Genomic DNA, 20,731 nt, shown 5'->3' with positions numbered 1-20,731 from the left:
TTAGATTTTTTAAAATTGGAATATTTACAAGTTCCTAAAGTTCGAAGATATTACAAAACAACAAACTCAAGACATTGGATGAATCGCTATCCAAATTTAATTAGCAATTTAGTACTTAACAGATCTGAGCAAGTTTGGGTTGCTGATATAACTTATTTACGAACAAAAGAGAAAACATATTATTTGCATTTACTCACAGATGCTTGTTCCAAGAAAATTGTTGGTTATCAACTATCAGATAATTTAATGAGTTCAACTACAGTAAAAGCTTTAGAAATGGCTTTTATTGACAGAAAAACTAAAAATCAACTCATTCACCATTCTGATAGAGGTTTACAATATTGCAGTAACGAGTATACCGATTTGTTAAAGAAAAACAATATTAGAATACATATATCAATTAATATGATAACTCCAAACCAAGCACATCAACAAAAAACAATCCATTTAAAACAATGGAAAAAAATAAATCGTAACAGAATTAATTCTGTTACGATTTAACTATATTTGAATTATTAACGAGTCAACCTTTTATAGGACAACTCATTGATTTATCTTGATTAATTCTATTTCAAATATCAAATCAGTATTTGGTGGAATAACACCGCCAGCACCTCTTTCGCCATAAGCTAAATTGGATGGAATGTAAAATTTGTATTTTGCTCCTTCTTTCATTAATTGAACGCCTTCTGTCCAACCTTTGATTACTTGGTTCAAACCAAAATCAATAGTTTCGCCTCTTTGAACACTGCTGTCAAATACTTTTCCATCTAAAAGCATTCCTGTATAATGTACTTTAACATTACTTGTTGCAACTGGTTTGTTTCCGGTACCTTCTTGTAATACAATGTATTTTAAACCACTTGGAGTTGATGCTGCATTTGCAAATTCTTTTAACGCTTTTTCTTTAGCTTCTTTTTGTTTTTCAGCGGCTAATTTATCCGCAGCTTCTTTGTTTATGAAATAGTCAGCAAATACTTTTTCAGCTTTGAATTTTTTTGCTTCTTTTCCAACTCTAATAATTTTCACAGATGTAATAACATCATCTTTAACTATTTTGTCTACAATTTCTAATCCACTTACTACATGTCCAAAAACGGTATGTTTTCCGTCTAGCCAAGGAGTTGCTTTATGAGTAATGAAGAACTGACTTCCATTAGTAGCAGGTCCAGCATTAGCCATAGATAAAATTCCTTTTCCTGAGTGTTTTAAATCGGCAACAATTTCATCATCAAATTTATAACCTGGTCCGCTAGCACCAGTTCCATCAGGACAACCGCCTTGAATCATGAAATCAGCAATTACTCTGTGAAATTTTAATCCGTTATAGTATGGTTTTCCTTTATATTTCGCATCAGCTTTAGTATTTTTTCCTTCTGCTAAGGAAATGAAATTTGCAACAGTTACTGGTGTTTTCTTGAATTCCAATTCAACTACAATTTTTCCTTTTGTTGTATTGAATTCGGCAAAAATTCCGTCTTGTTTTTTATTTTGCGCAACTCCGAAAGTTATACAGCTTAAGGCAATCAGTACTATTTTAAAAATCTTTCTCATTTTGTAATTATTTTAGTTTGTTGGTTTATTTTCTAAAAGTTCTACTTCAAATATAATGTTAGCGTTTGGTGGAATTACATCTCCAGCACCTTGTTGTCCATAGCCTAAATTTGAAGGAATATATAACATCAATTTATCTCCATAATTCATCATATTAATTCCTTCAATGAATCCTGGAATAAATTGTAAATTACCTATAGTTGATGGCATTGGCGCATAGACACCTTGTTGTGCTTTTTGATCATTATATTTTCCATACAATTTTGCTACATCTTCATAGTTTGTGTCAAAAAGCTCACCATTCTCTAAAAAGCCAGCATAATATATAGAAACTTGGGTTCCATTTGTTGGTTTTTTATTGGCCCCTTTTTTAATAACTTGATATATTAATCCAGATGCTGTCTTTGTTCCAGTAGCTTTTAACGTAGTAATTTCTTTGACTTTGTTTTCGATAATTAGCTTCGCTTTTTCTTCAGTTTCCTTAATTTCTTTAGATACAGAAGAATAGTAGTTTTTAAAAATCTTAACAGCATCAAATTTCTTTGCCGCATTACCAATTCTGATAATAGTTATTTTCTCGATTACATCATCTGTTTCTATAGTGTTGATTATTTCTAATCCTTCTACCACTTCTCCAAAAACAGTATGCATGTTGTCTAACCAAGGAGTTTCTTTATGTGTAATATAGAATTGACTGCCGTTTGTACTTGGTCCGGCATTTGCCATTGATAAAATCCCTGCTTTTGAGTGTTTTAAATCAGGATGAAATTCATCTTTAAATTTATAACCTGGTCCACCTGAACCATCTCCATTCGGGTCGCCACCTTGAATCATAAAATCAGCAATAACGCGGTGAAATTTTAATCCGTCATAAAATGGTTTTCCTTTGAATTCTTCAATTACGAATGGGTTTTTTCCTTCTGCTAAAGTCACAAAATTAGCAACCGTATTCGGAACTTTTTCAAATTCTAATTTTACAATCATGTTCCCTTTTGCAGTTTCAATATTAGCATATAAACCTTCTTTAAGGTTGTCGTATGATTTTGAACAAGAAGCAAAAAATGTAGCAATGCTTAATAATAAAATGGAAGTAATTTTCATTGGGTATTAGTTTTTAGCTTGAGTATCTACTTTAATATCGTTTAAACTTACGGTACAAATTAGAGGTTCGTTTGTGCCAATTTTTTTATCATCTCCATGATAACCATACGCCATGTGCGATGGAAATAAGAAAGTAACAGTTTCGCCTTTTTTCATTAATTTAATTCCGTCACGCAATCCCATCATTATGTTTTCTTTGTCTACGTAATACACTTGAGGTTTTGTATCGGCAATCGTGTAGATAATTCTACTTTTTAAATCTTTAATTTCATAATCAAAAAAAGCAATGTCACCTCTTTTAGGAGTTGCTGTTACTTCCTCTACTTTGGTTTCATATTTGTACCAATATCCTTTGTTTGAAGCTATGTAAGATTTAAGTGAGTCGTTTTTTATAATTTCAGCAATTAAATCTTCTTCATCTGCAATTAAAATTTTGTTGCGCTCAATAGATTCTTTTATGAAAGTTCCTGAAGTGTGAGAAATAGGTTTTCTTGCTTGTTGCTTTTGTGAACAACTGGCTAAGAAAATTATTGCTCCAAAAAGGAATAGGTTTTGAATTTTCATAATTATTTTTTTTCTTCTGCTAAAATAGCAATAAATTGTTGTATCGTTTCGTCTAAACTTGAAAAAGATTTACCTCCAGCGGCATTGATATGTCCACCGCCATTGAAATGATTTCGAGCAAATTGATTGACATCAAAATCACCTTGAGATCGGAAAGAAATTTTTATAATTCCTTCTTCTCTATTTTCTATAAAAATCACAGCAAAATCTATACCTTTTATACTTAATCCATAATTCACGATGCCTTCTGTGTCTCCTTTTTGATGACCAAATTCGTTTAATTCATCTTGAGTTAGTGTAATATAAGTTGTTTTGTATTCGGGAAGCATTTTCAAATTCTGAAGTGCTCTTCCTAAAATCAATAATCGGTTATATGTTGAGTTTTCAAATAATAAGTTATGTATTTCGCTATTGTTGATGCCTTTATCTATTAAATTAGCGACACATTTGTGAGTAGCGCTCGTCGTTTTAGGAAAGCGGAAACTTCCAGAATCGGTAACAATTCCAGTATATAAACAAGTAGCTACGGTTTTGTTGATTAAATTTTCTAAGCCTAATTGATGAATAAAATCATACACCATTTCACAAGTAGATCCGTAATTGGTGTCTGAAAAAGTATAGGTAGCATAACCATCAGGTGCTTGATGATGGTCAATCATTACACTTGTAGCGGTTAGTGTTTTTAATACATTTTCCATTTGGTCACCCGTTCTGTGTAATGCATTAAAATCTAAAGTAAAAATCAATTCCGATTTTTCTAAAATAGCTTTGCAAGTATCAAAACTGCGTTCAAATAGTAGTACTTTATTGCTTTCTGGTAACCAAGCTAAAAAATCTGGAAATTCATTTGGAGCAATAACTGTAACTTCGTGGTTAAGCTGTTTCAATGTGTGATATAATCCCAAAGTAGAGCCCATAGCATCTCCGTCAGGGTTTCTATGAGGTATAATTGATATTTTTTTTGGTGTAGCTAAAAGTGATTTTATAGCTTCAATTTCGTGTATTTGCATCATACTGCGAATATATTATTTTGTAAGCTATTCTGCAATTATTATGTCTAACGTTTTAATGTAAAGTGTCCTTTTATCGATTTGCCATTAGTTAGTTTGATTTCAAACCAATAATCACTTGCAGGTAGAAGATTTCCATTAAAAGTTCCGTTCCAGCCTTCGCTTACTCCTGAAATTTGTTTTAATAATTTACCATAACGATCAAAAACAGTGATAACACTATTTTCTAAATTTCGTTTTTCTAGATTTTTAATATACCAAGTGTCGTTGTATCCATCATTATTTGGTGTGAAATATTTCGGATAATCTAAGATGTAAAACGTTTCGAAAACGATACCACAACCTTTTTTATCTTGAATATAAATCGTGTATTCGCCTGCATTTAGATTGTTGAAAATATTAGAATCTTGATAATTAACACCATCTAATGAATATTCATAATCACCTAAACTTGAAGCAACAACTTGAATAATTGCTGAGTTGTTTTCTTGAAAATCGTTAATAATTATGTTTTCAATCGTTGCAATTCCTGAAGCTGTAACGGTAAATGTTTTGGTTTTAGGGCAATTTAAGGTATTGGTTACGGTTACTTCATATATTCCTCCTAAGTTTACTGTAATTTGTTGGGTAAACTGCGGTGGAATTGTATTCCATTCGTAAGTTGAAAATCCGCTTCCAGCATCTAAAGTTAAGATAGAATCTTCGCAAAGACCAATAGTTTCATTAACTAAAATTTCATCAAAAGTGTTTACCCTTAAATTTACAGGATAATCCGAATAACAACCTTGAACATTCATGATTCTTGCATAAATAGTTTGATTGTTTGGAATTGTATTGGTGTAATTTGTTGGTAAAGCTGTTGTGCTCGTAGGTATTTCGAAAAATGAAACAACATAGCCTACTGGAAGATTGGTAAATAATAGATTTTTAATGTCATCTAAATTAAATATTGTTTTTCCATCTTGATTAGCATCGGCATCACATTCTGTAAATAAATCTTGATTGATTACTAACAATTCAGCGTATTCGATTTTTAGTATTTGGGAAGGAGGAGAACATGGGGAAGTGCCAAAATAAATTTCTATCGTATAATCTCCCGCTGATGTAATAGTATAAGTCGAATTTATTGCGCCGGAAATTTGATTCCCATTTTGAAACCATTGGTAATCAGTAGCACCAACTTGAGTTGCATCAACAGTTAAAGTTTCGCCAGGACAAAGTGGATTTCCTGTTGCAATTAAGCGGTCGTCGCCTAAGTCAATTCCAAAATTAAAACTACCACCACCAAGGAAAATAGCCGAATCAAAGCGATGATTTCCTTCGTCTGCAATAACCAATTTTATGTGATAAGTTTCACCGGGAATAACAGTTGATTGTGCGGTTAATATTTTAGTTTGTCCATTGTAATTTGTTGGATGTACAGTTCCATTAAATGCATCAAAATAAGTTTCGTTTGCAGGGGGACAAATAGTTCCTGAGCCTCTAACCGTATTTACTTTTACTGGAGTTGTAGTTCCTGGAATTAATGCTAAGTTTTCATAATTTGGATCACTACTTTTTTTTAGTAAAAAGGCAAAACCATCAGTGAAATTACACTGATTTGACATTGGATTTGATAAGTATTGCTCAGATGAAAAAATATAATCAAAACTTATTGTATTTCCCAAGGGAATAAAATCAAATTCTAAAATCGTAGCATTGAAAGTATTACTTAATCCTAAAGCATCGTTTAAGTCTGGATCGCCATTCCAGCCCATTCCGCCACCATCATCAGATAGATAAGAATTTGGGCCTGGTGCATTATTTATTTTTCCTGTTGAAAGAATAATTCCGTTTTGAAAAGGGAAAGTTGTTCCAGATGCATCAAAATAACCAAAGCTTTTTTCTCCAGTACCAAAATTTCCTCCTGAAACACTCACGTTAAAAACATTAGCGCAAGTACTGTTAATTAAAATATCTTCAACTAAATCTTGTGGTGTGTATCCTTCGTCGACTGAAATATTTTGCGCTTTTCCGGATTGGAATCCCAATGCGAAAAGTAATGCAAAGAAGGTTTGTTTTATAAAATTCATAGCATCTGCAAAGATACTATAAGTCACGCTTTTTAAGAATATAATAAGATGTTAAAATAAATATAAAAGTCCAAGCAAGAACTATTCCTACAAATATTGGTTGTACTTGATAATCTTTTTCAATTGTTGCACCAACTGTATTTGAAACGGACTTTACAAAATTTAATCGAGAAAAAGGTTCTACAATTAAATTAGACATCGATTCTAAAGGTAAAACATCTTTTATCCAGTCAATCACTTCAGTATTTTTATCTTGAGGTTTGTAGCCTAAAATTTCGTATTTTAAAATGGCATGTCCAACATTTTCTCCTAAAAACCAAACAAATATAAAGCCTAATGTAAATGCAGAGCGCTTGATTAAAAGTGCTAAAAATAAACAAAAAGAGAAGAAAGCCACATGTTTTAAAAAGTAGGCAAACAAATAGCTCATATCAGAAAAAATTATACTCATTTCTGTATATGATGAATATTTTAAACCTAATAGCAAACTAATTCCAAATACAAATAATGTTGAAATTAATGAAAATAAAATGATGGTGTAGAATTTTGAAAGTAAAAATTCTTTTTTAGACATTCCATCAATTAAATTTTGTTTTAGAGTTCCATAACTAAATTCATTCGCCACCATTGATACTATAATGACAGCTAAAAATAGTTTAAACCAAGAGGCTACAAAAGTTGTAAAATGCCAGATGTATGGAAAATTGAAAAAGCCACTTTTTGCTGCTTCAAATTTAAAAAATCCAAAATCGAATTCAATTAATGCAATACTTGCTAATAAAAATAAAGATAAAAAGTAGATGATGCTTAAGGCACGACTGGCTTTATTTAACCAAATTTTTTGTAATTCTATTGTGAGTAATCGTTTCATTTTAAAGGTGTTAGTTTGTTAGTTTTAAGAACTGTTCTTCTAAACTTGTTCTGCGTTTTAATAAATGCGTTAAAACAATATTTTTGTTGAATAGATATTGGTTCAACTCTCCAGCTTCTAAAGTAGCTTTTAAATAAACTAAAGCTTTTCCATCTTGAATTTCAATTTTATCGACCGATGGATGTTGAGAAACTGCCTGAATCATATCATCAAAATTATCAGCTTGTAGTTCGAAAAATCCTTCGTTGGCTAACATTCCATCAACTGTGCCTTGATAAAGTGTTACTCCATAGCGTAAAACGATTACGTGAGAACATACTTTTTCAACTTCATCTAACAAATGCGAAGCTAAAAGAATAGTTGTGCCTTGGTTTGCAATAATTTTAATTAAATCTCTAATTTGACGAATTCCTTGCGGATCTAATCCGTTTGTAGGTTCATCTAAAATTAAAATTTCTGGATCATTCAATAGGGCAGAAGCAATAGCTAAACGTTGTTTCATTCCTAAAGAAAATGTTTTGAATTTACTCTCTTTTCGGTCAAATAAACCCACTAATTCCAGTTTTTCATTGACTTTGTCAAATGGAATGTTTTTGATTTTACAAACTAATTTTAAGTTTTCCTCAGCCGTCATGTACGGATAAAAATTAGGTCTTTCAATAATAGCACCTACTTTTTTTAAGGCATCATGAGTAGAAAGGCTGCCATCAAACCATTCAAAATCGCCTGAAGTTTTATTGACAACGTTTAGTACAATTCCTAAAGTAGTTGATTTTCCTGAGCCATTTGGACCAAGAATTCCATAAACATTTCCTTTTTTTATTTCAAGGGAAACATTGTTTACAGCATGTACTTTTCTGAATTTTTTATGAAGATTCGAGATTTTTAAAATGGTTTCCAAGTTTGTTCGTTTTTTGATTTATAAATAAGACGAACGGATGTTGTATTTGTTACTAACTTTAAAATATAAAACATAAAAAATCCCTAACATTATGGCTTAGTTAGGGATTTTAAGTAAACTTGGAGCAAAATTAATATTGTATAAAGTTGTTGATTTTTACATTTTTAGCTTTTAAATCGTGCATTAAATTGTATAAACCAAAAAATGTTCTGTTAATATAAATGAAATGTTTTGAACCTCGATTTCCATTCATATTTCTTAATTCGGTGCTTTTTGAATAGCGTTCACCTAAGTCGGCAATTTGACCAAAGAATTCATCATCAGAAAAATCAAATTCTTCTACATGAAATGGTCTTGCAAATAAGCTTAATAATTCGTGAAACATGGCTGTGAAAAATTCGGTTTCTTCTTTTGAATCGTCTGTTCTTAATATTTCTAATTCGTATAATTTTGATTTGAAAAATTCTGGATTGGCTAAATTTTCTTTCTTCGCCAATTCAAAATAAGGAACATAAAAATCATTTGGGACTTCTTTGATACAACCAAAATCTAATGCGATTAATTTGGTATCTTTCGTAATTAAGAAGTTTCCAGGATGCGGATCGGCGTGGACTTTTCGTAAATTATGCATTTGGAACATATAAAAATCCCAAAGTGTTTGTCCTAAAATATTCGACTTCTCAGTATCAGTATTATGAGCGGTGAATTCTGATAAATGTTCGCCTGTCATCCAATCCATAGTAATTATTTTTTCCGATGACCATTCTGGATAATACTTTGGAAAAATCAAATTTGGAATAGTGGCACAGGCCTCAGCCATTTCAATACTTTGTTTGACTTCGTTGATGTAATTGGTTTCTTCAATCAATTTATCTTCAACTTCTTTGAAATACTTGTCGGAATCTTTTCCTTTGATATTAAACATCTTTATAGCAATTGGCTTTACCATCGCCAAATCAGAACTAATACTTTCTGCCACTCCAGGATATTGAATTTTCACAGCAAGATTTTTCCCATCCTTGCTCGCTTGGTGTACTTGACCAATGCTCGCAGCGTTTATTGAAGTGGCATTAAAAGTGTCAAATATTTCGTTTGGCTGTTTACCAAAGTAATTTTTAAAGGTTTTGTTTACCAAAGGTGGCGACAACGGTGGAACCGAAAATTGTGCCAATGAAAATTTCTCCACATAAGCACGAGGCAAAATACTTTTGTCCATGCTTAGCATTTGAGCAACTTTCAAAGCGCTTCCTTTCATTTGTTTTAATCCGTCGTAAATGTCAGAAGCATTATTAATGTTTAGATTTTCTTTGGCTTCGGCTTCGGTTTTGGTGATTTTATCTCCGTAATATTTTATGTAATTTACACCAACTTTTGCTCCAGTTTGAATCAGTTTGGATGCTCTCTGAATTTTTGATGTTGGAATACTATCGATTGTTTTCATATGGTTTTAGCTTACATTTTAAATGAGGCTTTTTCTTGCCACATGAATTTTCCGAAGTCAATTAAACTTTTCAAAGGAGCAATATCCATTAAATCAAAACTGGTATTGACTGATTTTTCAATAAAAATATCTGTTTTTTCAAAAGATAGCGAAGTGTCTTCTATCCAAAATTTTAATGTAAATAAAAATTGTAACCAAGCCATTTCACTCATGGTTTTTTCTTGAAATTCGATTAACTTTTCTTGTTTTAAATCGATTTTTTCAATTTCTAAAGTATCAAAGAATTGCTTAAAGTGTTTTCTTAAATCTGTTAATTTAGAAAGGCTTTTTAATTTGTTTTTATCTTCTTTTAAAAGTGCAACCGTGAAACTTCTGTTTGCGGTTAACATTTCGAAATAAGTGAAATAAAAACTCAATAATTTAGTTCTTGCATCATACGATTCGAAATCTTCGCTTTTTTCTAATAATGCAATTGTTTGCTGGAATAATGAAGTGAAAAAGGTTTTTTCAATTTGTTCAAAAGATGAAAAATTAGCATAAAAAACAGTTTCTTCAAAGTTGTATTGCTTCGCGAATTTATATACCGAATGTGGCGCTTTGTTATTTTCTAAAAAATAATCAATGTAGAAACCTAAAATATCTTGATTAGTAATCTCTTTCTTCTTTGCCATGACTTTTAAAATTTTATCAAAGATAAAGAATGTTTAATTTATAATCAAAAAAGTTAAACAGATATTTTGTTAAAGTTCTTTCAAAAAAAACCTCAAGTACAAGGTTGTAATTGAGGTTTAATATTTTGGATGTAAATGTCTTATGATTTCTGTTCTTTATTAAAGTAAACCAAGTAATAATACATTTGCTTTTCTTCGTCCCAACCTTTTTCAACAAATTTCTCCGCACTTTCTGGGTTGATAAAATCTAATTTGATTTGGATATTCGTGTCCAATTGAATCGTGTTTTTTAACGTACGACGCACATCAGTAACGGCAGCATTCGCAATTGGAAAACTTGAAACGTCTTCGATGCTATATTTGGCACCTTTATCTACTTTATAATTTTTGAATTCTGGAATGAATTCAGGATTTTGCATTACTTCATTTAAGAAAGCCGTTTCTTCAAACTCATCATTTTTTGCAAAGTGATTGATTGCACGGTTCATAAACAATACTTCTTGTTGTTTGTCTTCGGCTGGTAAAACTACTTCTTTAGCGAATTCTTGACAGAATTTCAAGTATTTCTTCGTCATGAAGTTTTCATCTTGAAATGCATCAACTGATAAAAAATGCTCTAACCAATAACGCGCGTCGTAACGGTTGCTATCTACGGTTAAAATTTTGTAACCTTCTTCTTTTTTATAGTTAAAAATGATACAACCTTTGTCTAATTTATTCAAGTTGATTCCTTGTTGTAAAATCATTTCTAAGTTGCTTTCTTTTTCTTCAAATTGTAAGAAATCGGTTTGTACTTCACTTTTGAAAACACCAATAGCATCAACAACATTGTTATCGATAGAAACGTGTGTAAAATAAGCTACATACACTTCTCCATTTTTAATATGCGGATGATTGGATTGTTCAAAAAGGTGTTTGGTGATTTTTTTAGAAACGTTGTGAATTTCGCTTGGGTTATTAAAAACTTCTGAAGCAAAATTGTACATTTCATTATATTCTAAATCTACTTCGTGAGCAAACTGAAAGTAATTTTCTTCTTTTTCACGAAATGGTTTAAAGAAAAATTCTTTTAATAAAGGCATGATTTCATCATTCAACCCGTATGGATTTTCCGACAAGAAGATAGCTTCATTTCTGCTTTTGTTTCCTACGCGGTGAATTGATAAATTCTCAATATGTGCGTTAAATAAGTTTATCATTTTTTAATTTAAGTTTTGCCCCTCCCAACCTCCCCAAAAGGGAGGAGTTAGAAACGTTGTATTTAATTTCACCTAAAATTCCCCCTTTGGGGGTTAGGGGGCTAATTCCAATTTTCTTCAAATCCCATGTCTTCAAAACTATCGTCTCCATCAAACATGTCGAAGTCATCATCATCTAAATCATCTTCAAATTCGCCAAACATATCTTCGTCAGATAAATCTCCTCGCATGCCACTTTGTAAAGCTTCTGCAGGAAGTTCGCCGTGTGAAAACAATAAAGCAGGATATGTTTCTCCAATTTGTTTATCTTCTTCAATAGCAGCTAATTCTAAGAAAAATGTCCACATAGAAAATAAATCGTACACATATACTAACTTAGTGTTTTGTTCGTGAACTAAATCGTCTAATCTATATTCAGCCATAGTTTTGATTTCGCCAGGAATATCACCTGTATCAAACAACGGAATTCCATCTTCTTCATGCCAAGACCAATCGTTTGCACATGTATAAAAAGCGCCTACTTCTGTTCCGTCAAAACCAAATGCATTGATTAAAGCATTGTGTAAATCTTCTAATGAATTGTCGCTTTCGATGGCAATATCTCTAAAAATATCTTCTTCAGCATCGAGAATAGCTCTGAATTTATAAATCATAATCGTTGAAATTTTAAGAACTGCAAAAGTAATTATTATTTACGAGAAACTTTTTTGCTTTTGCGAATTGTTGATAAGATTTTAAAATATAGATAACGAGGTTTCAGTCGTTAATCGTTCTAAGGTTTCTAATCCATAAAACGAATTTCCTTTTTTGTTTAATTTCGGACTCCAAACCGCTACGGTGTAATGATTTGGGAAAACAGCAACCACGCCACCACCAACACCACTTTTTCCTGGAAGTCCAACTTTAAACGTAAATTCGCCAGCTTGATCGTAAAAACCGCACATTTGCATTAAAGCATTCATACGTTTGCATTTGCTGGTAGATAGGAATTTTTTATCGCTTTTTGGAATTACGCCATTATTAGCGAAAACTTGAAAGCATTTCGCCAAATCAACGCAGCTCATTTCAATAGAACATTGATGATAATAAAAGTCTAAAACCGCTTCGGGTTCGTTTTTGATGTTCCCAAAGGATTTTATAAAATTCACTAAAGCCGCATTTCTGTAGCCAAATGCTTTTTCAGATTGCGCTACATTTTCGTTGTAATTGATATTTGGATTTTCAGTTAGTTCTCGAACGAAATCAAGTAGGAATGCTTTTGGATTTTCAAAATGTTCTAACATTAAATCGGCAATAACTAAAGCTCCAGCATTGATAAATGGATTTCTTGGAATACCATTTTCATTTTCCAATTGTACTAATGAATTAAACGAATTTCCCGAAGGTTCATAACCTACGCGTTTCCATAAATCGTTTCCAATTTTAGAAAAAATAAGCGAAGTTGTAATGACTTTTGAAATACTCTGAATCGAAAATTTCTCTAAAGCATCACCTTTTGTAAACACGTTTTGATGTTTATCAACTAATGCAATTCCGTATTTATTAGCATCAACTTTTGCTAATTCTGGAATGTAATCGGCTCCTTTTCCGGTGTTTTCAATTTGGATAACTTCGTTATATATTCCGTCTAAAATATCTTGAAATGCCATAAATCTAATTTTGGTAAAAGTAATTAAATTCGGGAAAGATACAATTCATCCTCAAAAAATGACAGTTGGGTTAGTTTCAATTTTATGGGTGCGATTTCTGTTGCAACTTTGCTTCATCAAAATCAACAAAAATGAAATCAATTCTAACTTTATTAATCGTATTAACTTCACTAATATCTTTTGGGCAAACCGAAATCAAAGGACAAATTATTGACGAACAGGGAATGCCATTTTCTGGTGCCAATGTTTTTGTAATTGGTACTTATGATGGTACAACATCTAACGAAAATGGAAATTTTAGTTTCACAACAACTGCTTCTGGAAATCAGAAATTACAAATTAGTTTTTTGTCGTATGAAACGATAATTTATGATTTTGTGGTTGAAACGTTTCAATCAAAAGTTTTTACAATTAAAGAAAGTCTCAATACTTTAAATGCTGTAGAAGTTACTGCAGGAACTTTTAAAGCAGGCGATAATAGTAAAGCAACAGCTCTTAAAGCGATGGATATTGTAACAACAGCTGGTTCGGCTGGAAACATTATTTCAGCTTTAGAAACTTTGCCAGGAACACAAACGATTGGTGAAAACGGAAGATTATTTGTTCGCGGTGGAGAAGCAGACGAAACCCAGACCTATGTAGACGGAATTCGCGTTGGACAACCTTATGGAGCAAGTGCCAATAATGTGCCAACAAGAGGTAGATTTTCGCCTTTTTTGTTTAGTGGAATTACATTTTCTACTGGAGGTTATAGTGCGGAATTTGGTGATGCTTTATCGAGTGTTTTGTTGCTAAATACTATTGATGAACCCACTCAAAATCAAACGGATATTTCAATTATGACGGTTGGTGTTGGATTAGGAAAAACTAAAAAATGGGAGAAAAGTTCGTTTACATTTAATACAAGTTACATCAATTTAGCGCCGTATCAATTAGTTGTTCCGCAGAATTTAGATTGGAATAAACCTTATGAAACCTTGGCAGGAGAAAGTGTTTTTCGATATAAATTTAAAAACGGAATTTTGAAAGTCTATGGAGCTTTCGATTATTCTACATTTGATTTGAATCAGAAAGATGTAAATTTTGATGAGAAAATTCGTTTTGATTTGCAAAACAATAATTTCTATTTCAATACTTCATATAAAGGTTATTTGAACGATAATTTACAACTTCAAACTGGATTTAGTTATGGTTATGCCCAAAATAAAATCGGAATTTCAGCGGATAAAGTTGCAAATAACGAACGCACATTACATACCAAATTCAAATTAAGAAACTCATTCTCAAACCGATTCAAATTGAGTGTTGGTGCCGATTTGTTTCACACTAATTTTGATGAAAATTTCAATGTTTTCGGTTATGGTTATCAAAATAATTCAATTGCATTTTTCTCTGAAGCGGAAGTTTTATTGTCGAGAAAAGTAGCTTTTAATGTTGGATTACGTTCTTCAAACGCTTCGATTGTTGATGAATTTAAGGTCGAACCAAGAATTTCTTTCGCTTATAAAGTAGCTGAAAATAGTCAGTTTTCAATGGCTTATGGAAATTTCAATCAAACCGCAAAACAAGATTATTTGAAATTCAACTCTAATTTAGATTACGAAACCACTTCGCATTACATTTTGAATTATATGTACAACAAACAAGGAAGAATGTTTCGTGTGGAAGCATATTTTAAGGATTATAAAAATTTAGTAAAATATGATGGAACGCAAGCAAATTTTGACAGCAATTACAATAATGATGGTTTTGGTTATGCAAAAGGTTTGGATTTGTTTTGGAGAGACAGTAAAACCATCAAGAATTTAGATTATTGGATTTCGTATTCGTTTATTGATTCGGAACGCGATTTTAGAAATTATGAAACTCAAGTTACGCCTTCGTTTGTTGCGAATCATAATTTTTCATTGGTTACTAAGTATTTTGTAAGTAAATGGAAATCTCAAATTAGTGCAACGTATTCTTACAATTCAGGAAGACCTTATGATAACCCAAATGTAACTGAATTTATGTCTAAAAAAACAAAGTCATTTAACAATTTAAGCTTTAGTTGGGCTTATTTGTTATCGCAACAAAGAATATTATTTTTCTCTGTAACCAATGTTTTAGGAACCGAAAATATATTTGGTTATCAATATGCAATTACGCCAACTATTTCAGGACAATTTCAGCGTCAAGCTATTACACAAGCTGCCGATCGATTCATTTTTGTGGGTTTATTTTGGACCATTAGCGACAATAAGAAGACGAATAATTTGGATAATTTGTAGGCTGGATGATGGAAGTTGGAAGATGAAAGAAAACAAATTATTACTTAAATCTACAATTCATCATTAAAAATCAACAGTTCGGTAAGTATAAGTTTTAAAAGAATAAAATCTGATGGAAATTTGAATCATCAAAATAAAACAAAACAACATCAAAATCAATTTCAATAACAAATTCAACACTAAAACAATAGAAATCATGACAAAAATTATCACTATCATCGCATTATTTGTAGCTTCAGTAGTAAGTGCTCAAGGACAATTTGAACAAGGAATGGGTAAAGCATTACAAACTTGGAAAGAAGGAAAACCTGCAGAAGCGGTTGCACAATTAGAGCGAATTGCCTCGGTTGAAAAAACAAATTGGTTACCCAATTATTATATCGCATTAATAAACACTACACAAGCTTTTCAAGAAAAAGACAAAAACAAAATGTTATCGTTAATTGAATCAGCTCAAAAAGCACAAGATGTTTGTAACGAGTTAGCAATGGACAATCCAGAAGTTTTAGTTATGCAAGCTATGATTCACACGGCTTTTATTGTTTATGATCCAATGACAAACGGACAAAAATTATCGGGTGATGTAATGTACATTTTAAATAAAGCTTACAAAATTGCTCCTGAAAATCCGAGAGTTGTGTTTCAAAAAGCTTCGTTTGAAATTGGGATGGCACAATATTTCGGTCAAGATACGAAACCAATGTGTGCTCAAATTGAAAAATCTATCGAACTTTTTGCTACTTTTAAACCTGAAACAGCTTTTCATCCAAGTTGGGGATTAGATAGAGCACAAGAAGCTGTAAAAGCTTGTAAATAAAATTTTTATATGAAATATTCAAGAGAAATAGTTAAAGCTGTATTGATTGGAATTGTAATTTTTGCAATACTTCAAGGCGTAAATATTGTAATCAATAGAAGTTTACCAAGTCTTCTTTCATTAAAATGGAATTTCATTTTTACGATGTTATACAGTGTAGTACTTTATTTTGCCAATGCTTTAATTTTTATTCAATTAGATAAATATTTTGAAAAGAATCGATTTCATTTAAAACGATTGGTAATCGGATTTTTAGCTTCGTTTTTTGTTTCGGGATTGGCTATTTTCTTTTTGCGAATGTTGGAAGATGTTGGGTTTGAAAATAAAACGATTCAAGAGTTTATTCAAAACGAAATGCCTGCTAATTATGTTGTTGCAATGGTGATTACAATTATTGTTTCGTTAGTTGTGCACTTGGTTTATTTCTACAAAGCCTATCAAGAAAACAAATTAAAAGAACAAAAAATAATTGCTGGAACGGCTTCGGCACAATTTGAAAGTTTAAAAAATCAAATCGATCCACATTTTCTTTTTAATAGTTTGAATGTATTGAGTTCCTTGATTGAAGAAAATCCTGAAAATGCTCAAAAATTCACGACTTCGCTATCAAAGATTTATCGTTATGTTTTGGAGCAAAAAGATAAAGAATTGGTTTCGGTGGCAGAAGAGTTACAATTTGCTAAAACCTATATGAATTTACTAAAAATGCGATTTGAAAACAGCATCACATTTGAAATTCCAGAAGGTTTTGATAATGATGAAGCAAAAGTAGTTCCGTTGTCGTTACAATTATTATTAGAAAACTGTATAAAACACAATGTTGTTAGCGAAGCAAAACCGCTTCATGTAAAAATTAGTATCGAAAATAATCAGTTGGTTGTAATAAATAATCTTCAAAAGAAAGAAGTGTTATCAGACCGAAAAGGCGTCGGATTGCAAAATATCGTTAATCGATACTCTATATTAACAAAAAGAACTGTTTTGGTAGAAGAAAATGAGCAAGAATTCAAGGTTTTTCTACCTATTTTAACCAAACAAATTACCATCATGGAAACACAAAATATATACAACGAAAACTTAGCTTATCAACGAGCAAAAGATAAAGTAGAACAATTAAAAGGATTTTATGGCAATTTAATTTCGTATTGCATTGTAATTCCGGTTTTGATAATTATTAATTTACAATCTTCAAATAATTTTCAATGGTTTTGGTTCCCAATGTTAGGTTGGGGAATGGGATTAATATTCCACGCTTTAGAAACTTTTGGTTACGGGAAATCATGGGAAGAGCGTAAAATAAACGAATTGATGAATAAAGACGACAACTCTAAAAACTGGAAGTAATCATGGAAGCAAATCAATTTGACATAGAAAAATACAATAAAGCAAAAGAAAGAGTAAAAGAATTAAAAGGTTTTTACGGACATTTAGCAAGTTATGTAGTTGTTATTCCCGTTTTGATTTTTATTAACTTATATTTTTCGCCTAAACACATTTGGTTTTATTGGCCTATGTTAGGCTGGGGAATCGGTTTGTTTTTTCATGCTGTTGGCGTTTTTAATATTATTCCGTTTTTTGGAAAAGATTGGGACGATAAGAAAATTAAAGAGATAATGGAAAAAGAAAAAAATACAAAATGGGAATAATTTTATTTCCAATTAAAAAATAGAAATCATGAACACACAAGACGAAATCAAATATCAAAAAGCGTTAAAAAGAGTTAAAAAAATTAAAGGCTTTTACACACACGCAATTGTATATGTTTTTGTTAACATTATGATCGTTTTTCTTAATGTTAAAAACTTAGATCCTGGAGAAACTTATTTTCAGTTTAAGAATTTTTTGACTGCATTTTTCTGGGGAATTGGTTTGTTAGCTCATGGACTTTCGGTTTTTGTACCTAATTGGATTATGGGACAAAACTGGGAAGAGCGTAAGATTAAAGAATTCATGGAGAAAGAAAAGAACAATCAAAATCAATGGAATTAGTATGAATATCATCATTATTGAAGACGAAAAACCAGCAGCACGATTGTTGCAACGCAAAGTAGAAAAATTAGGTTTGCAAGTGAATACCATGTTGCATTCTGTGGAAGAAGCTATTTCATGGTTTCAAAATAATCCGCATCCTGATTTGATTTTTTTAGACATTCAATTGTCTGATGGTTTGTCGTTTGAGATATTTGAGCAAATCGATATTAAAAGTGCCGTGATTTTCACAACCGCTTATGATGAATATGCTTTGAGAGCTTTCAAATTGAATAGTATTGATTATTTGTTGAAACCTATTGATGAAGAAGAACTTTCAATTGCAATTTCAAAATTCAAAAATCAATTTCAAAAAAATACGATTTCGAGTTTAGATTTTGAAGCGATTAAGCGAATGTTAGTCAATCCAGTGGAAAAAGAATATAAAAAGCGATTTTCAGTAAAAATTGGACAACAATTAAAAGTGATTTCCATTGATGAAGTCGAATGTTTTTACAGCGAAAACAAAGGAACATATATTCATACTTTAGACAATAGGGATTATTTAATTGACTCGACTTTAGAAGTTATAGAAACTGAAATCAATCCAAAAGATTTTTATCGCGTAAGCCGAAAATTCATTGTTCCGTTGAAAGCGGTAAAGGAAATTCAAGTCTATTCTAATTCAAGATTAAAAATTATTTTACCAACTTACAAAGACGATGAGGTTATTGTAGCTCGAGAACGTGTTGGGGATTTTAAAGAGTGGATTGGTTAATGAATATAAGTTTTTCTAATCCCAATTAGAACAAATATCAAAAAAGAATAAATAATAAAAAATGGAGCAATGAATTCGATCCATCCTATAGGTAACATGAAGGCAATAATCAACAATTGAAAGCCTAATCCATAAAGCGAAAGTAATGTCATAAACCAATTTGGAAATGTTTTTACTTTATAGGCTTCTGCATCTAAAAAGTGAATGATTTTGTCAAAAACACCATAAACAATGGTATAAATCCAAAATAAAACATTAACTGCTTTTTGTGTTTCACCTGGTAATGCCTTTGGAGTTTTGTATTCAAAAATTTTACTTGTATTATCGCCACCAACCGATTTATTTCTTAAAATTACATAGTAATAATTGTAAAGTGTTCCTTGTAATTGAATGCCAACAAAAGCAAGTAAAGCAAACCAAATTGTTGTTTTTGAAACATAACAAATTGTCATAAGAAAAAGAAAGTTCAAGAAAATATCAAACACACTATCCAAATATCTACCTACATATGATGGTGTGTTTTTCAATCGAGCTAATTCACCATCAGCAGCATCAATACCAGATTTTAAGATGATAAAAATAGCAGCTGAAAAATAGAACTCATTTAAAATACAATATATAGCAAGTAAGCCAGAAAACCCAAATAAAAGTGTTACATGTATTGGTGTAAATCGAGTTTCTTTTAATTGAAGAGCGAAAAACCTACCAAAAGATCTTCCGTAGTCAGATAAATCTAAAAATTTATCCGAAGCATTTAATTTTGACATTTAAAGTTAATAACAAAGAACTGTGACAATATAGTCGGAATTATTTATTTTGAAAATCGATGCAAAGAAAATGTCATAGCAGTCAATAAAAAGAACGCCATAATTTGATGTGCTAATCCTAACCAAAGTGGCACATGGAATAACAAAGTAAAAATTCCTAAAATGAATTGAATAAACACAAAAACTAACAACGTTTTAACTCCGTTATCTTGTGTTTTGTCTAATACAAATTTTCTACTTTTAATGAATATGAAAACAATCATTCCAACCACAACATAAGCAAAGGTTCGGTGTATGAATTGAACACCACTTTTACCTTCTGTGAATGCTAAAAGTAAATTCGATTGTTCTAATTGAATGCTTTCATGGAATAATTGTCCATCGCTCATTAAAGGCCAATGATTGTGAATTAATCCTGCATTTAATCCTGCAACAAATCCGCCATAAATAATTTGGATAATTAGAATTACCAAAGCAATGCGAGCAATTTTTCGTAATTCTAAAACTGGTAATTTTCTTTCTGGATAAATTAAATCTAAGGCAACCCAAAGTGTGTAAGCAAACGTAATAAAAGCAAACGTTAAGTGAATGGCTAATCTGAAGTGACTCACATCAGGCATGTCTTTTAATCCACTGGCTACCATGAACCAACCTAAAAACCCTTGAAAAGCGCCCATTCCTAATAAAATCAAGCATTTTTTTATGGTTTCGTTATCTAATTGTTTTTTGATTAAGAAATAAATGAAAGGAATAATGAAAACCACACCAATAATACGACCAATAAAACGGTGAAACCATTCCCAAAAGAAGATAAATTTATAATCGTCTAATTGAAAATCTTTGAATTGATTTACTTTTTGGTATTCTGGAAATTTCTTGTATTCTTCAAAAGCTTCCACCCATTTTTCTTCCGACATAGGAGGGAAGGTATCATTGATTAAATGCCAATCGGTCATCGATAAACCTGAATTGGTAAGACGAGTAATTCCTCCCACAGTTACCATGATAAATAATAAAATACATCCCGAAAGTAGCCAGTAAATAACTGATTTATTAGTTTTCATATTTCTTGATATTCAAAAGTACTTCAAATTTACA

Annotated in this window: 21 protein-coding genes; 7 read left to right on the top strand and 14 right to left on the bottom strand. The window is 31.2% G+C overall.

What is annotated here, in order from left to right:
• Nucleotides 1–501 (top strand): DDE-type integrase/transposase/recombinase (locus tag GFJ94_RS03510; RefSeq protein ID WP_203228641.1); only part of this gene is annotated, 501 nt, incomplete at its 5' end.
• Between the two features lie 42 nt (nt 502–543).
• On the opposite strand, the gene GFJ94_RS03505 is transcribed toward GFJ94_RS03510, so the two are convergent.
• The 12 genes from GFJ94_RS03505 to GFJ94_RS03450 form a co-directional block, all read right to left on the bottom strand.
• A complete protein-coding gene (locus tag GFJ94_RS03505) occupies nt 544–1,554 on the bottom strand; it encodes a peptidylprolyl isomerase (protein WP_153200207.1) in 1,011 nt (336 codons plus the stop codon).
• A 12-nt stretch (nt 1,555–1,566) separates the two neighbouring features.
• Nucleotides 1,567–2,655 (bottom strand): peptidylprolyl isomerase, encoded by a 1,089-nt coding sequence (locus tag GFJ94_RS03500; RefSeq protein ID WP_153200206.1) that lies wholly within the window; start codon nt 2,653–2,655, stop codon nt 1,567–1,569.
• Nucleotides 2,656–2,661: 6 nt separating this feature from the next.
• Nucleotides 2,662–3,219, bottom strand: a complete 558-nt coding sequence (gene gldI / locus GFJ94_RS03495; protein WP_153200205.1) for a gliding motility-associated peptidyl-prolyl isomerase GldI — start codon at nt 3,217–3,219, stop codon at nt 2,662–2,664.
• Nucleotides 3,220–3,221: 2 nt separating this feature from the next.
• A complete protein-coding gene (locus GFJ94_RS03490) occupies nt 3,222–4,232 on the bottom strand; it encodes a bifunctional oligoribonuclease/PAP phosphatase NrnA (protein WP_153200204.1) in 1,011 nt (336 codons plus the stop codon).
• Nucleotides 4,233–4,276: 44 nt separating this feature from the next.
• A complete protein-coding gene (locus tag GFJ94_RS03485) occupies nt 4,277–6,328 on the bottom strand; it encodes a choice-of-anchor L domain-containing protein (protein ID WP_153200203.1) in 2,052 nt (683 codons plus the stop codon).
• Nucleotides 6,318–7,172 (bottom strand): ABC transporter permease, encoded by an 855-nt coding sequence (locus GFJ94_RS03480; RefSeq protein ID WP_153200202.1) that lies wholly within the window; start codon nt 7,170–7,172, stop codon nt 6,318–6,320. The genes GFJ94_RS03485 and GFJ94_RS03480 overlap by 11 nt, the downstream gene beginning before the upstream one ends.
• Before the next feature lie 10 nt (nt 7,173–7,182).
• The gene (locus GFJ94_RS03475) at nt 7,183–8,073 is read right to left on the bottom strand and encodes an ABC transporter ATP-binding protein (RefSeq protein WP_153200201.1); all 891 of its coding nucleotides are present in this window, start codon (nt 8,071–8,073) and stop codon (nt 7,183–7,185) included.
• A 130-nt stretch (nt 8,074–8,203) separates the two neighbouring features.
• Nucleotides 8,204–9,514, bottom strand: coding sequence for an AarF/ABC1/UbiB kinase family protein (locus GFJ94_RS03470; protein ID WP_153200200.1), 1,311 nt, complete (start codon nt 9,512–9,514; stop codon nt 8,204–8,206).
• 11 nt (nt 9,515–9,525) lie between these two features.
• On the bottom strand, nt 9,526–10,185 hold the full coding sequence (locus GFJ94_RS03465) for a TetR family transcriptional regulator C-terminal domain-containing protein (RefSeq protein ID WP_153200199.1): 660 nt from the start codon (nt 10,183–10,185) through the stop codon (nt 9,526–9,528).
• 140 nt (nt 10,186–10,325) lie between these two features.
• Nucleotides 10,326–11,384 (bottom strand): nucleoid-associated protein, encoded by a 1,059-nt coding sequence (locus tag GFJ94_RS03460; protein ID WP_153200198.1) that lies wholly within the window; start codon nt 11,382–11,384, stop codon nt 10,326–10,328.
• A 101-nt stretch (nt 11,385–11,485) separates the two neighbouring features.
• Nucleotides 11,486–12,037 (bottom strand): hypothetical protein, encoded by a 552-nt coding sequence (locus tag GFJ94_RS03455; protein ID WP_153200197.1) that lies wholly within the window; start codon nt 12,035–12,037, stop codon nt 11,486–11,488.
• A gap of 81 nt (nt 12,038–12,118) precedes the next feature.
• Nucleotides 12,119–13,033 (bottom strand): glutaminase, encoded by a 915-nt coding sequence (locus tag GFJ94_RS03450; protein ID WP_153200196.1) that lies wholly within the window; start codon nt 13,031–13,033, stop codon nt 12,119–12,121.
• 131 nt (nt 13,034–13,164) lie between these two features.
• On the opposite strand from GFJ94_RS03450, the gene GFJ94_RS03445 reads away from it, so the two are divergent.
• The 6 genes from GFJ94_RS03445 to GFJ94_RS03420 all read left to right on the top strand — a co-directional run bounded on the left by GFJ94_RS03445 (nt 13,165) and on the right by GFJ94_RS03420 (nt 18,866).
• Nucleotides 13,165–15,303, top strand: a complete 2,139-nt coding sequence (locus GFJ94_RS03445; protein WP_153200195.1) for a TonB-dependent receptor — start codon at nt 13,165–13,167, stop codon at nt 15,301–15,303.
• A gap of 196 nt (nt 15,304–15,499) precedes the next feature.
• Complete coding sequence (locus GFJ94_RS03440; RefSeq protein ID WP_153200194.1) at nt 15,500–16,120, top strand: hypothetical protein; 621 nt, start codon at nt 15,500–15,502, stop codon at nt 16,118–16,120.
• A 9-nt stretch (nt 16,121–16,129) separates the two neighbouring features.
• Complete coding sequence (locus tag GFJ94_RS03435; protein WP_153200193.1) at nt 16,130–17,464, top strand: 2TM domain-containing protein; 1,335 nt, start codon at nt 16,130–16,132, stop codon at nt 17,462–17,464.
• 2 nt (nt 17,465–17,466) lie between these two features.
• Nucleotides 17,467–17,766: a 2TM domain-containing protein gene (locus tag GFJ94_RS03430; protein ID WP_153200192.1), complete on the top strand. Its 300-nt coding sequence runs from the start codon at nt 17,467–17,469 to the stop codon at nt 17,764–17,766.
• Nucleotides 17,767–17,794: 28 nt separating this feature from the next.
• Nucleotides 17,795–18,109, top strand: a complete 315-nt coding sequence (locus GFJ94_RS03425) for a 2TM domain-containing protein (protein WP_153200191.1) — start codon at nt 17,795–17,797, stop codon at nt 18,107–18,109.
• A gap of 1 nt (nt 18,110) precedes the next feature.
• Nucleotides 18,111–18,866 carry a LytTR family DNA-binding domain-containing protein gene (locus tag GFJ94_RS03420; protein ID WP_153200190.1) on the top strand — a complete coding sequence of 252 codons (756 nt, stop codon included), beginning with the start codon at nt 18,111–18,113 and terminating at the stop codon, nt 18,864–18,866.
• Here GFJ94_RS03420 and GFJ94_RS03415 read toward each other — a convergent pair.
• Together GFJ94_RS03415 and GFJ94_RS03410 are read right to left on the bottom strand one after the other, a co-directional pair.
• On the bottom strand, nt 18,863–19,633 hold the full coding sequence (locus tag GFJ94_RS03415; RefSeq protein WP_153200189.1) for a CDP-alcohol phosphatidyltransferase family protein: 771 nt from the start codon (nt 19,631–19,633) through the stop codon (nt 18,863–18,865). The two genes, GFJ94_RS03420 and GFJ94_RS03415, sit on opposite strands and share 4 nt — an antisense overlap.
• Before the next feature lie 44 nt (nt 19,634–19,677).
• Complete coding sequence (locus tag GFJ94_RS03410) at nt 19,678–20,697, bottom strand: COX15/CtaA family protein (protein ID WP_153200188.1); 1,020 nt, start codon at nt 20,695–20,697, stop codon at nt 19,678–19,680.
• Nucleotides 20,698–20,731: the final 34 nt, after the last annotated feature.

Source organism: Flavobacterium sp. LMO8, assembly GCF_009495755.1.
Lineage (GTDB): Bacteria > Bacteroidota > Bacteroidia > Flavobacteriales > Flavobacteriaceae > Flavobacterium.
This window is presented reverse-complemented; position numbering and strand designations above follow the sequence as displayed.